The organism is Pseudomonas sp. G11-1 (assembly GCF_024031555.1).
GTDB lineage: Bacteria > Pseudomonadota > Gammaproteobacteria > Pseudomonadales > Pseudomonadaceae > Halopseudomonas > Halopseudomonas bauzanensis.
The window spans coordinates 280,141-295,010 of sequence record NZ_QEYQ01000003.1 but is presented as its reverse complement, the minus strand read 5'-3'; the positions used below and the strand labels follow the sequence as shown (position 1 = coordinate 295,010).

The window sequence follows — 14,870 nt, the reverse complement described above, 5'->3', positions numbered from 1 at the left end:
AGGGCTTGGCAAGGCGGAGCGGCGGCGAAGGGATATCACTATCGATACAACAGAACCAGCCTGCCACAGCTGGATGGTGGCCCAGCCTGTGGCAACTGATTTGGAGGAGGAGACCGTACGAAAACCGCGGCCTGATTACTCTTTTACGTTCATATATTGCTCTGCCCAGGCGAGGTATTCCTCGGGGCTGGTGTAGCGGGTCGCCAGTTCCGAGGCAGTGAGACCATTGCCGGGGGCGATACCGCGTTGCTCGCGCAGGCTGTCGTAGGTTGCCTTGATCGCGGCGAAGTAGGCGCCGTGCCCATTTACCACAATACGCACACCCAACGCGGCCAGGCGCTCGTCGTCGCGCAACTGCGGATTGCCGTAGGTCACCAGCATCAGCGGCACCCGCAACCCTTCGGCGATGGCTTCCAGATGGGCGAAGTCCTCCACCCCGACCAGACAGATACCGTCGGCGCCGGCGTCCTGATAAGCGCGGGTACGCTGTATGACATCCGTGAGCGACTGCACACCGGCGTGGGTGCGCGCAATGATTGCCAGCGCAGCATCATTCCGTGCTTCCCGAGCAGCCACAAGTTTACCGACACCCTCCGCGACGCTGATCAGATCGTACGACTTACGCCCGAACTGCGCCGGCAGCAACGTATCCTCCAACGTCAGTGCGGCGACCCCGGCACGCTCCAGCTCGGTTACCGTGCGCATGGCATTGAGGGCGTTGCCGTAGCCATGATCGGCGTCGGCAATCACCGGCAGCCGAGCCACCCGGCCGATACGGGTGGCCTGTTCGGCAAACTCGCTGAGTGTGATCAGCGCGATATCCGGCGCCGCCAGCACCTGCAGGGATGCGACCGAGCCGCCGAGAATACCGACCTCAAAACCGAGATCAGCCGCGATACGGGCCGACAGCGGGTCGAATACCGACGCGGTCTGGAAACAGGCGGGGCGGGCAAGCAAAGCGCGGAAGGCGTTGCGCATCTCGTGATGGCAGACTTTCTGCATGGTCTTCATCTCTGTGATCTGTACCAAAGTGACAAAGCACTACATGCACCGTCACCAGAAGAGGGTCCGGTACGGTGCAGTTACTGCTAAGGATAGTGGAAAAGCTGACAACCATACCACGACGGACAAGCATGTGCCGCCGTGGCGGATGAAGGGATCACTTGATGAAACGCACCTGGCTGTTGATCTTCTCGATGATCGAGCCTTTGCGCTCATTGAAACGCGCCTTGTTCTGCTCGAACAGGTTATTGCCCTTGGTATCGATGGAGATGATAAGCGGGCCGAATTCGCGGACCCGATTCACCCACAGGGTTTCCGGCATGCCGAGATCCTGCCATTCGGCGCGCTCGATTTCTTCCACCTTGGTGGCCGCCAGTACCGCGCAACCGCCGGGGAATACCGCGTGCACGGCCTTGTTCTCCAGACAACCGGCGGTGGTTTCCGGACCCATGCCGCCCTTGCCGATGATTAGCTTGACGCCGGTTTGCTCGATGAATTCCTTCTCGAACTTTTCCATGCGCATACTAGTGGTCGGGCCAATGGAAACCATCTCGAAACTGCCGTCATCTTTCTTGCGGACGATTGGCCCAGCATGGAAGATCGCCCCACCTTGCAGGTCAACCGGCAACTGCTGCTTGAGTTCGATCAGGCGACGGTGGGCTACATCGCGACAGGTCACCAATTGTCCCGTCAGGTAAACGATGTCACCGACGTTCAGGCTCTCGAGGTCTTCATCCTTGATCGGAGTGGAAAGGGTCTTGATCACAGTACTACTCCTTCATGCGAGAGGATGTCATAGGACAGGTCGGCATTGATGCGGATCTTGCCGCGACGATGCGCCCAGCAGCCGGTTGAAACGGCTACGCCGATAGTCGACGGGTGCCGTGCGGAAGATTCGATATTCACCCCCATCACGCTGGTGTTACCCGTCAGGCCCTGCGGGCCGATACCAATCTCGTTCAGCCCTTCCTCGAGCAGCTTTTCCATCAGTGCCGCATTCGCGTTGGGATGTTCGGAGTCCACCGGACGCAGAATCGCCCGTTTGGACAACCGTGCGGCAGTCTCCACCGAGGTGGAAACACCCACCCCCACCAGCAGCGGCGGGCAGGCATTGACCCCCCGCGAGGTAATCACATCGAAGACGAACTCGGTCACCCCTTCATAGCCCTGTCCAGGCATCAGCACCTTGGCCGACCCCGGCAGAGTGCAACCGCCACCGGCCATGTAGACGTCGATCACGGCGTAATCGGCATCCGGGATGATTTCCCAATCCAGCCATGGAATCTTCGAGCCGGTATTGGTGCCCGTATTCTTCTCATCGAAGGTTTCCACAGCGTTGTGGCGCAACGGCCCCAGGCGGGTGGCATCCAGCGTGGCGTTCTCCAGAATACCTTCGAGTTCACCAAGCAGCGGAAACCGGGAGCCGGCCGAAATGAAGTACTGGATGACCCCGGTATCCTGACAGCTCGGGCGATCCAACCGGTCTGCGGCCTCCTGGTTCTCGGCCATCGAATCGAAGATTTCGATAGCCAGCGAGTTGGTTTCTGCAGCGCGCAACTTGGCGGTCTTTTCCTTGACGTCGGTTGGCAGCCTCTTACCGATATAGGCTGTGAACTTGCCTAAAACATCGGTAAGAGACTGGACAGCTACCTGGTTATCCATTGTCGTTCTCCTCACAAGGCGGGTTAGTCTGCGGCATACCGATGCCGCACATTGTTGTAGGAATGGGCGTGGGAGTACGGTAAGGTTTTCCAAGAAGGTTTGTAATACAATGAAAATCACTTCATTGTTTCCTGCAGGTTATCTATGAACCAGGTGTCGGAACTGGCGTTCTTCATCCAGCTGAATAAACTGGGCAGCCTTGCGGCTACTGCGCGCGAGCTCAACCTGACGCCACCGGCGGTGTCCAAACGACTGGCAAGGTTGGAGCAGCGGCTCGGCGTGCGCCTGCTCAATCGCACCACGCGCAGCATCAGTCTGACTGCCGAGGGCGAGCTCTATCTGACCAATGCCCAGCGCCTGTTGGGTGAAATCGAGGAAATGGAGCGCCAGGTATCCAGCAGCCGAGCGGAACCCAAGGGGCTATTGCGGGTAAATGCGCCGTTGGGTTTCGGGCGCACCCATATCAGTCCGGCGATCTCCTCGTTCGTGAAACGCTACCCCGAAGTCGAGGTGCAACTGCATCTGACCGACCGGCCGATCAACCTGCCGGATAACGCCATCGATGTGGCGGTCCGCTTCGGCGAGTTGCCGGATTCCCGATTGATTGCCCGCAAGATCGCAGTGAATCGCCGCCGTTTGTGCGCGGCGCCGGTTTACCTGGAAGCCTTTGGTCATCCCGACACGCCTGATGACCTGTCCCGGCACAATTGCATCGTGCTGCGCCAGAACGATTCGGCTTTCGGTATATGGCGGCTGAGCAAAGGCAAGCAGACCGAGTCGATAAAGGTGCACGGCAGTCTCAGCACCAATGACGGCGAAGTGGCCTTGAACTGGGCACTGGATGGCCACGGCATCCTCATGCGGGCTGAGTGGAATGTGGCCAGTTATCTGCGCACCGGGCAGTTGGTAGAGGTATTGGGGGATTACGAAACGCCACCGGCGGACATCTACGCCGTCTATCTGGAACGCCTCAACCTGTCGGCCAAGGTATCGTTCTTCATCCAGCATCTACGCGATTTCTTCCGCGACAATATCGACCGTCCGCATGACAGCCTGGCGGCGTGGCGGTAGTACCTTCTGTCAGAGCAGAAGAATTCCCAGCAGCTATTCCGAATGTCAGGCTCTCCGGAATCAGGTTACACCGATTGGTCCAACCTGATTCCGGAGACAGTCAATCTATTGATGTTACAGCGCCTGAAACTCTCTATTGTCGCCCTCTTCCGCCGCAGTGGTCTCCATCGGAGGGGCCTGGACGTTCCCAGATTGCTCTGGCACATCCACGTGAGGCAATTGCAGAGCCTGGCTGGTGTGACGGCGGATCTCATTGGTCAGCGCCGGGCTGTCGTTGAGAGTGCGCCCGTAGGAGGGAATGATGGCGTTCAGGCGGTCTTTCCAGCCAGCGGCCATCTGTTCCGGGAAGACCTTGGCCAGCACGTTCAGGATGATCGGCGGCGAGGTGGATGCGCCTGGCGATGCGCCTAGCAGGGCGGCGATGGTGCCATCGGCGTCACTGACCACCTCGGTGCCGAACTGCAGGGTCGCGCCCTTCTGGGAGTCAAGCTTGATTATCTGCACACGCTGCCCGGCGGTAACCAGCTTCCAGTCCTCGGGGTTGGCCTCGGGGAAGTACTTGAGCAGTTCGGCATGACGATCTGCATCGCTCAGGCTGGCTTGCTGCACCAGGTATTTGACCAGATCCAGATTCTGCCTGCCGACACTCAGCATGCCAGCGAAGTTGTTGTGGTTGACCGACGAAAACAGGTCGAACCAGGAACCGTCCTTGAGAAACTTGGTGCTCTGCAACGCGAATGGCCCGAATAGCACCACCGGTTTGCCATCCAGCTTACGCGCGTCCAGGTGCGGTACCGACATCGGCGGCGAACCGGCTTCGGCCTTGCCGTAGGCTTTCACCTCATGACGGGCGCTGATTTCGGGTGACTCAAAGGCCAGGAACTGGCCACCCACCGGAAAGCCTCCATAGTTGCGCGACTCGGGAATACCGGACAATTGCAACAGTTTCAATGCCGCTCCACCGGCGCCGATAAAGACGAAGCGCGATTTGATGGTGCGCTCCGTGTCTGTCTTGAAGTCATGCATGGTGACGTTCCAGGTCTTGTCATCATTCTGATCCAGACCGCGCACTTCATGATTCAATTCCAGCTGGAAATTGGGGTTGCGCTGCAGCGACTCGGTCAGCTGGCTGGTGATCACCCCGAAATTGACGTCGGTACCCAACGGCATGTAGGTCGCTGCTACTTTCTGAGCAGGATCGCGACCTTCCATCACCAGCGGTGCCCATTGGCTGATCTGCTCGGGGTCTTCGGAATACTCCATGCCGTAGAACAACGGATTCTTGATCATCGCCGCATGGCGCTTGCGCAAGAACTCGATGTTGTCATCACCCCAGACGAAACTCATGTGCGGAGTCGGATTGATGAAGTCGGAAGGCGTGGACAGGCGTCCCTGCTCGACCTGGTGGGCCCAGAACTGGCGTGAGATTTCGAACTGCTCGGCTGTGTTAACCGCCCGGCTGGTTTCAATGCTGCCATCTTCCCGCTCGGGAGTGTAGTTCAGTTCGGCAAAACCAGCGTGACCGGTGCCGGCGTTGTTCCAGCCGTTGGAGCTTTCCAGCGCCACGGCGTCCATGCGTTCGAACAGGTGCACGTTCCAGTCCGGCGCCAATTCCTGCAGATAGGTCGCCAGAGTCACACTCATGATCCCACCACCGATCAGCACCACATCCACCGGCTCTTCGTTCTCCGCCGGGGGTGCAGCACGCTGGTACAGCGGCCAATAGAGAAAGAGGGCAAGTATCACGGCCAGTGACACACTGATAGCAAGCAAGGTTTTGATAAGTTTTTTCATGTTCTCCGGACGCTCTCTGTCGACCTGGTCATTTATGGGAAGATATTTCCGTTCATTATAGGCTTGCACAGAGGAGCCATGGTCACTTTCCAGTAGAGCCTGGTGCAGAATGACATCGCACCATCCATCCGTGCCCCCCGCCCACCGCTGTTACTCACTCACCATAGCCAGTACAATGCGCCGCCGCTTTACCGCGACGCCCATTCTCTTTCTGCAGGACTGACCTTTGATCTCCACCGCCAACATCACCATGCAGTTCGGCGCCAAGCCGCTGTTCGAAAACGTTTCCGTCAAGTTCGGCAATGGCAACCGCTACGGCCTGATCGGCGCCAATGGTTGCGGCAAGTCGACCTTCATGAAGATCCTTGGCGGTGATCTGGAGCCCTCCGGCGGTCAGGTGATGCTGGAGCAGAATGTGCGTCTGGGCAAACTGCGTCAGGACCAGTTCGCCTATGAGAACGACAGTGTGATCGATACGGTGATCATGGGTCATGCCCAGCTGTGGAAAGTGAAGGCCGAGCGCGACCGCATCTATTCCCTGCCGGAAATGAGCGAAGCGGATGGCATGGCCGTCGCCGAGCTGGAGACCGAGTTCGCCGAGCTGGACGGCTATACCGCCGAGTCCCGCGCCGGTGAGCTGCTGCTGGGTCTGGGTATTCCGCTGGAGCAGCACTTCGGCCCGATGAGCGAAGTCGCCCCCGGCTGGAAGCTGCGCGTGTTGCTGGCCCAGGCGCTGTTTTCCGATCCCGACGTGCTGCTGCTGGACGAGCCGACCAACCACCTGGATATCAACACCATTCGCTGGCTGGAAGACATTCTCACGGCGCGCAGCAGCACCATGATCATCATTTCCCACGACCGCCACTTCCTCAACAGTGTGTGCACGCACATGGCGGACCTGGATTACGGCGAGCTGCGCCTGTTCCCCGGCAACTACGATGAGTACATGACCGCCGCCACCCAGGCGCGCGAGCGCCTGCTGTCGGACAATGCCAAGAAGAAGGCGCAGATCGCCGAGCTGCAGACCTTTGTCAGCCGTTTCTCGGCCAACGCCTCCAAGGCCAAGCAGGCCACCAGCCGCGCCAAGCAGATCGACAAGATCCAGCTGGATGAGGTCAAGCCGTCGAGCCGGGTCAGCCCGTTCATCCGCTTCGACCAACACAAGAAACTGCATCGCCAGGCAGTGACCCTGGAACAGGTCAGCCAGGGTTTTGATGGCGAGACGCTGTTCAAGAACCTCAGCCTGCAGATCGAAGCCGGTGAGCGGGTCGCCATCATTGGGCCCAACGGGATCGGCAAGACTACGCTGCTGCGCACCCTGGTCGGTGAAATGGCGCCCCAGGCAGGGGCAGTGAAGTGGGCCGAGAGTGCCGATGTGGGCTATTTCGCCCAGGACCACATGGAAGACTTCCGCGACGATTACACCCTGTTCGACTGGATGGCCCAGTGGACCCAGGGCGGCGAACAGCTGGTGCGCGGCACGCTCGGGCGCATGCTGTTTTCCAATGACGACATCCTGAAATCGGTGAAGGTGATTTCCGGTGGTGAACAGGGCCGCATGCTGTTCGGCAAGCTGATCCTGCAGAAGGCCAACGTGATGATCATGGACGAGCCGACCAACCACCTGGACATGGAATCCATCGAGGCGCTGAACCTGGCGCTGGAAAACTTCCCCGGCACGCTGATCTTCGTCAGCCATGACCGCGAATTCGTCAGCTCGCTGGCCACCCGTATCATCGAGCTGTCGGAATCCGGCATCAAGGACTTCTCCGGCAGCTACGACGATTATCTGCGCAGCCAGGGCGTGCTGGTCTGAGCCAACAGCTCAGGCACCGCCCCTGACCGGCCGGGTCCATCCCGGCCAACGGGTTAAAAGGCTCTGCTTACGGTACCAGCGTACCGGTTGCCTGCAGATAAACCTGTCCCTTTTCCTTTACGACCTCGGGCTTGCCGGTTTCCGAGGCGATATGCACCTCTTCCAGCACCTCGGCGGTTTCCACCAGGTCCGCCTGGATTTTCTGCAGGGCATTTTCCAGGGTGTAGGTCAGCATGTGTACTTCATGCATCTCCATCGCTGTCAGCTCATCCTTCGCCAACAAGGCTTCCAGTTTCGCGTTGTACTCGCGCATGTTGGTGACCGCCTGCTGCAGGGTTTCCGCGGGCTCACCCTTGGCATGGGCGGTACGCGTTGCCGAATCGCCGGCCCAGCCGGCCGCGCTCAGGCTGAGGGCGATGATCCCGGCGAATAGGCGAAATGAAGTCTGCATGATTGATCCTCCTGGAAAGGCCCGACATGGGCGGTTCAGCAGGACAATACTATTGATGATAATCAGTCGCAATTGATAATTTATTCCATCACTGCGGCAGAGCGACGCAGCGCCGGGTCCTTCATGGGCTCGCTGCCGCCGGGCAGCTGTCCCGAAATTGCAGCGTAACCGTCATCAATCGGTCATCCCGAAGGTCGCAAGATGGGCTCGCCCATATCATGTTCAATGCTCCGGGAGGCGACAGCATGGCTTTCGTTCCAGACTTTGCAGGTGAATCCGTCAAGAGCGTGCGCAACGAGCGCCGACGGCAGGAAGACAAGCGGCGTATGGCCTATCGCCGGGCGGTCGAGGATTATCGCGAAGCCCAGGCATTGAATGCCCAACTGCGCGACTTTCCGGAACTGATGAGCCATCATGACCACGGCGTGCTGCCCCGGCCCACGCTCTGATCCGGATACCGGACGCCTGCATCGGATTCTCGACGCCAGCGTCCAAACCGCAGACCTGACTTCAGGGCGGGGCTCTTTACCAGCGCTGCAAACGTGCATAATGCAGCGATGGACCAGACTTCGCATACCCCGGCAACCAGGACTCCGCATCGCCCGCGCTGGCGCAGTTTGGCGTTGCTGGCGCTGCTGCTGGTGCCGCTGTTATGGCCGGTGCAGCATCTGGCCGAGCGCTACTACCGCGGCGTACTGATCGAACAGAATCGCCAGACCCTCGATCTGTACATCGCCAACCTGCTCGGCACCCTGCGTCGCTTCGAGGTATTGCCGCAGATCCTCGGTGACCTGCCGGATCTGCGTAGCGCCATGCATGCCCCTACCGATACCGCGATCCTGCAGCAGGCCAACCAGTTGCTGGCGCAGATCCGTGAGCAGACCGGTGCCGATGTGATCTACCTGCTGAACCCCAAGGGCCATACCCTGGCTGCCTCCAACTGGGACCAGCCCGATACCTTCGTCGGCGGCAACTTCGACTTCCGCCCGTACTTTCGCGAGGCTCTGTCCGGCCAGCTGGGACAGTTCTTCGGCCTCGGCACCACCTCCGGCAAGCGCGGCTACTACTTCGCCTATGCCATGCATGAACAGGAGCGCAAGATCGGTGTGCTGGTGGTCAAGGTCGATCTCGACCATACCGAAACCCTGTGGGGCAACACCCCCGAGCAATTGATGGTTACCGACAGCAATGGCGTGGTCATCCTCACCTCGCGCCCCGAGTGGCGATTCCATGCCACCCGACCGTTGAGCGACGAGGAACGTGCCAATATTGCCGCCAACCAGCCCTATCCGACCCTGTCACCACGACCATTGCCGTTCGATCCGGGTGCCTGGCTGGTGCAGAGCAGTCACCTGCCGGAAACCGAGTGGACGGTCAGTATCATGGCGCCTCGACTGCTGCTCGATCGCCCGGTGCGCACCGCCCTGGCGGTGGGCGGCGCCACCCTGCTGGTGTTGCTGCTGCTATTCAGCCTGTTGATACTGCGCCGCCGCCACTATCTCGAGCGCATCGCTCTGGACGCCCGCGCCCGCGCCGAACTGGAGCAGCGTGTGCTGGAACGCACGCTCGACCTGGAGCAACTCAACGACCGGCTCAAGCAGGAAGTGCTGGAACGCGAACAGGCCCAGCAGGGATTGGTGCGCGCCCAGGACGAGCTGGTGCAGGCCGGCAAGCTGTCGGCATTGGGAACCATGAGCGCCAGCATCAGCCACGAACTCAATCAACCGCTGGCGGCGATCCGCAGCTATGCCGAGAACGCCGCCACCCTGCTCGACCATCAGCGCACCGATGATGCCCGTACCAACCTCGGATTGATCAGCGAGCTGACCGGGCGCATGGCATCGATCATCGCCCACCTGCGCGCCTTCGCCCGCCGTGATCGCCATGCCCCGGCACGGGTCGCCCTGCAACCGGCACTGGACGACACCATGGCGCTGCTGGCCAAGCGCCGCCGGGAGCTGGATGTGGAGCTGAGCCGTGACCTGCCGGAGGCGACCATCTGGGTCCAGGCCGGCGAGACACGCCTGCGCCAGGTACTCGGCAATCTGCTCGCCAATGCCCTCGACGCCCTGAGCGAAAAAGCCCCGCCGCGGCGCATCTGGATCAGCACCGAGCAGCATGGCGAGTACATCCACCTGCTGCTGCGCGACAACGGCCCCGGTTTTTCCGATGATGCCCTGGAGCACGCCCGCGAGCCGTTCTTCACCACCAAGACCAGCGCCCAGGGCCTCGGCCTCGGCCTGTCCATCTGCGATACCCTGATGCGCGCCCTGGGCGGCGAACTGCTGCTGGCCAATCATCCGGACGGCGGCGCGCTGCTGACCCTGCGTCTGCGCCTGGCCAGCCCGGGCGTCAATCTCCAGCCCACCGAGGATTTCTGATCATGACCAGCGACAACAGTATCGGTAACCATATCCAGGTGGTGCTGATCGACGATGACGCCCATCTGCGCCAGGCGCTCAGCCAGACCCTCGACCTGGCCGGGCTCAAGGTCCTCAGCCTTGGCGACGCCAATGGCCTGGCTACGCGTATTCCGCGTGACTGGCCCGGTGTGCTGGTCAGCGATATCCGCATGCCCGGCCTCGACGGCCTGCAATTGCTGCAACAGCTGCATGAGCAGGACGCCGAACTGCCAGTGCTGCTGATCACCGGCCACGGCGACGTTCCCCTGGCGGTCCAGGCCATGCGCGCCGGTGCTTACGACTTTCTGGAAAAGCCCTTCGCCAACGACACCCTGCTCGACAGCGTGCGCCGTGCCCTGGCCGTGCGCCAACTGGTGCTGGACAATCGCAGCCTGCGCCTGGCGCTGGCTGACCGCCAGGAACTGGCTGGCCGGCTGATCGGCCAGTCACCGGCCATGCGCCGCCTGCATGAACAGATAGGTGCCCTGGCCGGCATCAACAGCGATGTGCTGATCCTCGGCGAGACTGGCACCGGCAAGGAAGTGGTCGCCCGCGCCCTGCACGACCTGTCCAGCCGCCGTAATGGTCCCTTTGTTGCCATCAATGCCGGCGCCCTGGCCGAGTCGGTGGTGGAAAGCGAGCTGTTCGGTCACGAGCCGGGGGCCTTTACCGGCGCGTCGAGGCGCCGTATCGGCAAGTTCGAATTCGCCAACGGCGGCACCCTGTTTCTCGATGAGATCGAGAGCATGAGCCTGGAGGTGCAGGTCAAGCTGCTGCGCCTGTTGCAGGAGCGGGTGGTCGAGCGCCTGGGCGGCAACCAGTCGATTGCGCTGGATATCCGCGTGATTGCCGCCACCAAGGAAGACTTGCGCCAGGCCGCCGACCAGGGCCGCTTCCGCGCCGACCTGTATTACCGGCTGAACGTCGCCCCCCTGCGTATTCCACCGCTGCGCGAGCGCGGCGAAGATCCGCTGCTGCTGTTCCAGCATTTCGCCATGGGCGCCAGCAGCCGCCATGGCTTGCCCGCCCGCGAGTTGCCGGCCGGCCAGCGCGCCATGCTGCTACGTCATGCCTGGCCGGGCAACGTGCGCGAGCTGCAGAACGCCGCTGAACGCTTCGCCCTGGGCCTGGATCTTGAGCTGGAACCGGGTCAGGAGGGCCTGACCGACAGCGCCGCACTGAGTGGCAACCTGGGCGTGCAGGTCGAGGCCTTCGAGCGCGCCCTGATCGCCGCCGAACTGGACCATCCACACAATTCCCTGCGCAGCCTCGCCGAGGCTCTCGGCATCCCGCGCAAAACACTGCACGACAAACTGCGCAAGCACGGGCTGAGCTTCACACCGGTTGGCGGAAGCTCGCCAGAGGACCTCGACTGACCGGCGGGTTTCCGCCAAACAGCCCGGGCTCCACAGGATCCGGTGCCGCCCGAGCAACCTCCTCGCAACACGCCAGGCCTGATGCTATCTGGTCTGGCGGCCTTCTACCAAGCTTTCCCACACCACTGATAGCAGACTGGCATGGCCCTTGCTTTTGGCTTTGACAGGGCGCCTGAACCAACCTCGTTCGCCCTCAACGGTTCGGTGCTACGGCGCCTGACCAGTAAAACTAAAAACAAGAGGAAGCACTCACATGTTCAAACTGACTGCCAAGGCGCTGGCTTGCGCCCTGACGCTGAGTCTGGCTGGCCTGGTCCAGGCCGATCCGATCGCCATCAAGTTCTCCCACGTGGTTGCCGAGCACACCCCCAAAGGCCAAGGCGCGCTGCTGTTCAAGAAGCTGGTCGAAGAGCGCCTGCCCGGCCAGGTGACTGTCCAGGTCTATCCGAACTCCTCGCTGTTCGGTGATGGCAAGGAAATGGAAGCGCTGCTGCTCGGCGACGTGCATATCATCGCGCCGTCGCTGGCCAAGTTCGAGCACTACACCAAGCAGATCCAGATCTTCGACCTGCCGTTCCTGTTCGATGACATCGAGGCCGTCGACCGCTTCCAGCAAAGCCCGGAAGGCCTGGCGCTGCTGACCTCCATGGCGGACAAGGGCATTACCGGCCTCGGCTACTGGCACAACGGCATGAAGCAGCTGTCAGCCAACAAGGCGCTGCATGAGCCCAAGGATGCCCGCGGCCTGAAGTTCCGCGTGCAGGCTTCCGCCGTGCTCGACGAGCAGTTCAAGGCGTTGCGCGCCGCACCGCGCAAGATGAGCTTCGCCGAGGTCTACCAGGGCCTGCAGACCGGTGTGGTCAACGGTGCCGAAAACCCCTACTCGAACATCTACAGCCAGAAGATGCACGAAGTGCAGGAGTACATCACCGAGTCCAACCACGGCGTGCTGGACTACATGGTGATCACCAACACCAAGTTCTGGGATGGCCTGCCTGAAGATATCCGCAACGAACTGACCGCGATCCTTGCCGAAGTCACGGTGGCAGTGAACAAACAGGCCGAGGAGCTGAACCAGCGTGACAAGCAGCGCATTCTCGATGCCGGCACCACCGAGATCATCAACCTGACCCCCGAGCAACGTGAACAATGGCGCGACGCCATGCGCCCGGTGTGGGAGAAGTTCGAAGACGAGATCGGCGCCGAGCTGATCCAGGCCGCTGGACGGTCCAACCAGGCCGACTGAAGCCGGTCGGGCGGCGCTGCGTCACTGCACGCAGCGCCGCAGCCCCACCCGGGGCTTACTCACTCTCCCATTGACCGTTCCCCTGACGGAGACCCTGCATGAACCCTGTCGCTCGTGCCTGGAACCACTTGGAGGAGGTCCTGGTGTTCATCCTGTTATCGGGAATGACGCTGGTCACCTTCCTCTACGTAGTACTCAACAACCTCTATTCGGTGTTCTATTCCCTCGCCGATACGATTCCCCTTGCCGAGGATGCACTGTTCTCGATCGGCGATAGCATCCTCTTCCTGGCCCAGGAAATGACCTGGAGCATCGCCCTGTCCAAAGCCATGTTCGGCTGGCTGATCTTCGTCGGCCTGGCCTGGGGCGTGCGTATCGGCGCCCACATCGGTGTCGATCTGCTGGTACGCAATTTCAGCCGGCGGGCACGCAAGGGCGTCGCCCTGCTTGCCGTCGGCATCTGTCTCGCCTACTGCGCATTGATGGCCTATTCCAGTGAGCAATGGGTTGCCGCGCTGCTGCGCGCCGGCATCGGGGCCGAAGACCTCGATCGCTTCGGCATCATGCAGTGGCATATCGTGATGATCGTGCCCATCGGCTTCAGCCTCATGTTGCTGCGTTTCCTGCAAGTGTTCGTGCGCATCCTGCGCAATCAGCAACTGGACCTGGGTGGCCACGGCGAAGCCGAGGATGCCCTGAAACTCGCCACAGCAAACAAGGCCGAGGAGACTAGATAATGACCATTGCCTTCCTGTTCCTCGCCCTGTTCGCGCTGATGTTCATTGGCATCCCGGTGGCGATTTCCCTCGGTCTGTCCGGGGCCATGACCATCCTGATGTTCAGCAACGACTCGGTGCGCTCACTGGCCATCAAGCTGTTCGAAAGCAGCGAACACTATACCCTGATGGCGATTCCGTTCTTTCTCCTGGCGGGCGCCTTCATGACCACCGGCGGCGTGGCCCATCGCCTGATCGACTTTGCCAACGCCTGTGTCGGTCACATCAAGGGCGGCCTGGCCATTGCCGCGATTCTGGCGTGCATGTTGTTCGCCGCATTGAGTGGTTCCTCGCCGGCCACCGTGGCCGCCGTGGGCTCCATCGTCATCGCCGGTATGGTGCGCTCCGGCTACAAGCAGGACTTCGCCGCCGGTATCGTCTGTAACGCCGGTACCCTGGGCATCCTGATCCCGCCATCCATCGTCATGGTGGTGTATGCCACTGCTACCGAGACCTCGGTCGGCAAGTTGTTCATGGCCGGTGTGGTGCCAGGCCTGCTACTCGGCCTGTTCCTGATGGCAGCCATCTACATTCTTGCCCACATCAAGGACATGCCGGCGCTTCCGCGCGCCTCCTTCCAGGAAGTGCTGCGCACCGGCCGTCGCGCCATCTGGGGCCTGCTGTTGATCGTGATCATCCTCGGGGGCATCTACTCGGGCATGTTCACACCCACCGAGGCCGCCGCAGTCGCAGCGATCTATGCAGCCTTCGTGGCGATCTTTATCCATCGCGACATGACTTTCCGCCAGTGTCCCGGGACGGTGATCGAAGCCGCCAAGCTCAGTGTGGTGCTGATGTTCATCATCGCCAATGCCATGCTCTTCGCCCACGTACTGACCACCGAGCAGATCCCGCAGTCAATCACCGCATGGGTGGTGGCACAGGGTTTCAGCCCCATCGAGTTCCTCATCGTGGTCAACATCGTGCTGCTGGTCGCGGGGACCTTCATGGAGCCGTCGGCGATCATCCTGATCCTGGCGCCGATCCTGTTCCCGATCGCCACACAGCTGGGCATCGACCCGATCCACCTGGGGATCATCATGGTGGTGAACATGGAGATCGGCCTGATCACGCCACCGACCGGGCTCAACCTGTTCGTCACCTCGGCGGTTACCGGCATGCCGCTGACCCGCACCATCAAGGCGGTGTCGCCGTGGCTGCTGATGATGCTGGTGTTCCTGATACTGGTTACCTACGTGCCATTCATATCCCTGGCACTGCCCGAATGGTTGGGCATGTAGGACAGCTACTCTCTGCGTCAAGCACTTGCCCGG

Annotated in this window: 13 protein-coding genes; 8 read left to right on the top strand and 5 right to left on the bottom strand. The window is 61.1% G+C overall.

Annotated features, from left to right (window positions below; all coding sequences use genetic code 11):
- Positions 1–135: 135 nt before the first annotated feature.
- The 3 genes from DHB74_RS11640 to ttdA all read right to left on the bottom strand — a co-directional run bounded on the left by DHB74_RS11640 (position 136) and on the right by ttdA (position 2,664).
- The gene (locus tag DHB74_RS11640) at positions 136–1,002 is read right to left on the bottom strand and encodes an isocitrate lyase/PEP mutase family protein (RefSeq protein WP_499161519.1); all 867 of its coding nucleotides are present in this window, start codon (positions 1,000–1,002) and stop codon (positions 136–138) included.
- A gap of 157 nt (positions 1,003–1,159) precedes the next feature.
- The gene (gene ttdB / locus DHB74_RS11635; protein ID WP_036991672.1) at positions 1,160–1,768 is read right to left on the bottom strand and encodes a L(+)-tartrate dehydratase subunit beta; all 609 of its coding nucleotides are present in this window, start codon (positions 1,766–1,768) and stop codon (positions 1,160–1,162) included.
- Entirely contained in the window at positions 1,765–2,664 is a 900-nt protein-coding gene (gene ttdA, locus DHB74_RS11630) for a L(+)-tartrate dehydratase subunit alpha (RefSeq protein ID WP_074778976.1), read from the bottom strand. Before ttdA ends, ttdB begins: the two co-directional genes overlap by 4 nt.
- 144 nt (positions 2,665–2,808) lie before the next feature.
- Here ttdA and DHB74_RS11625 point away from each other — a divergent pair, with 144 nt between their 5' ends.
- Positions 2,809–3,735, top strand: a complete 927-nt coding sequence (locus tag DHB74_RS11625; RefSeq protein WP_036991670.1) for a LysR family transcriptional regulator — start codon at positions 2,809–2,811, stop codon at positions 3,733–3,735.
- A gap of 114 nt (positions 3,736–3,849) precedes the next feature.
- Here the strand turns inward: DHB74_RS11625 and mqo are convergent, their stop codons facing one another.
- Entirely contained in the window at positions 3,850–5,529 is a 1,680-nt protein-coding gene (mqo, locus tag DHB74_RS11620) for a malate dehydrogenase (quinone) (RefSeq protein WP_136868587.1), read from the bottom strand.
- Between the two features lie 226 nt (positions 5,530–5,755).
- Here mqo and DHB74_RS11615 point away from each other — a divergent pair, with 226 nt between their 5' ends.
- Entirely contained in the window at positions 5,756–7,345 is a 1,590-nt protein-coding gene (locus DHB74_RS11615) for an ABC-F family ATPase (protein ID WP_036991667.1), read from the top strand.
- A gap of 67 nt (positions 7,346–7,412) precedes the next feature.
- Here DHB74_RS11615 and DHB74_RS11610 read toward each other — a convergent pair whose 3' ends face one another.
- Positions 7,413–7,796, bottom strand: a complete 384-nt coding sequence (locus tag DHB74_RS11610; protein WP_074778982.1) for a DUF6746 family protein — start codon at positions 7,794–7,796, stop codon at positions 7,413–7,415.
- Positions 7,797–8,041: 245 nt separating this feature from the next.
- Here DHB74_RS11610 and DHB74_RS11605 point away from each other — a divergent pair, with 245 nt between their 5' ends.
- From DHB74_RS11605 to DHB74_RS11580, 6 genes are all read left to right on the top strand, one after another.
- Positions 8,042–8,245 carry a PA3496 family putative envelope integrity protein gene (locus DHB74_RS11605; RefSeq protein ID WP_499161517.1) on the top strand — a complete coding sequence of 68 codons (204 nt, stop codon included), beginning with the start codon at positions 8,042–8,044 and terminating at the stop codon, positions 8,243–8,245.
- A 108-nt stretch (positions 8,246–8,353) separates the two neighbouring features.
- Positions 8,354–10,177: a sensor histidine kinase gene (locus tag DHB74_RS11600; protein ID WP_499161516.1), complete on the top strand. Its 1,824-nt coding sequence runs from the start codon at positions 8,354–8,356 to the stop codon at positions 10,175–10,177.
- 2 nt (positions 10,178–10,179) lie between these two features.
- Complete coding sequence (locus DHB74_RS11595) at positions 10,180–11,574, top strand: sigma-54-dependent transcriptional regulator (RefSeq protein WP_499161515.1); 1,395 nt, start codon at positions 10,180–10,182, stop codon at positions 11,572–11,574.
- 253 nt (positions 11,575–11,827) lie between these two features.
- Positions 11,828–12,820 carry a C4-dicarboxylate TRAP substrate-binding protein DctP gene (gene dctP / locus DHB74_RS11590; RefSeq protein WP_074778988.1) on the top strand — a complete coding sequence of 331 codons (993 nt, stop codon included), beginning with the start codon at positions 11,828–11,830 and terminating at the stop codon, positions 12,818–12,820.
- Between the two features lie 98 nt (positions 12,821–12,918).
- Positions 12,919–13,557 carry a TRAP transporter small permease gene (locus DHB74_RS11585; protein WP_499161514.1) on the top strand — a complete coding sequence of 213 codons (639 nt, stop codon included), beginning with the start codon at positions 12,919–12,921 and terminating at the stop codon, positions 13,555–13,557.
- Positions 13,557–14,837, top strand: a complete 1,281-nt coding sequence (locus tag DHB74_RS11580) for a TRAP transporter large permease (RefSeq protein ID WP_499161513.1) — start codon at positions 13,557–13,559, stop codon at positions 14,835–14,837. Before DHB74_RS11585 ends, DHB74_RS11580 begins: the two co-directional genes overlap by 1 nt.
- The last annotated feature ends 33 nt before the right edge of the window (positions 14,838–14,870 follow it).

Bases quoted from the DNA above. Each gene is read 5' to 3' on its own strand.
- DHB74_RS11640 (WP_499161519.1), bottom strand. From the start codon at position 1,002: ATGCAGAAAGTCTGCCATCACGAGATGCGCAACGCCTTCCGCGCTTTG.
- ttdA (WP_074778976.1), bottom strand. From the start codon at position 2,664: ATGGATAACCAGGTAGCTGTCCAGTCTCTTACCGATGTTTTAGGCAAG.
- DHB74_RS11625 (WP_036991670.1), top strand. From the start codon at position 2,809: ATGAACCAGGTGTCGGAACTGGCGTTCTTCATCCAGCTGAATAAACTG.
- mqo (WP_136868587.1), bottom strand. From the start codon at position 5,529: ATGAAAAAACTTATCAAAACCTTGCTTGCTATCAGTGTGTCACTGGCC.
- DHB74_RS11610 (WP_074778982.1), bottom strand. From the start codon at position 7,796: ATGCAGACTTCATTTCGCCTATTCGCCGGGATCATCGCCCTCAGCCTG.
- DHB74_RS11605 (WP_499161517.1), top strand. From the start codon at position 8,042: ATGGCTTTCGTTCCAGACTTTGCAGGTGAATCCGTCAAGAGCGTGCGC.
- DHB74_RS11600 (WP_499161516.1), top strand. From the start codon at position 8,354: ATGGACCAGACTTCGCATACCCCGGCAACCAGGACTCCGCATCGCCCG.
- DHB74_RS11595 (WP_499161515.1), top strand. From the start codon at position 10,180: ATGACCAGCGACAACAGTATCGGTAACCATATCCAGGTGGTGCTGATC.
- dctP (WP_074778988.1), top strand. From the start codon at position 11,828: ATGTTCAAACTGACTGCCAAGGCGCTGGCTTGCGCCCTGACGCTGAGT.
- DHB74_RS11585 (WP_499161514.1), top strand. From the start codon at position 12,919: ATGAACCCTGTCGCTCGTGCCTGGAACCACTTGGAGGAGGTCCTGGTG.
- DHB74_RS11580 (WP_499161513.1), top strand. From the start codon at position 13,557: ATGACCATTGCCTTCCTGTTCCTCGCCCTGTTCGCGCTGATGTTCATT.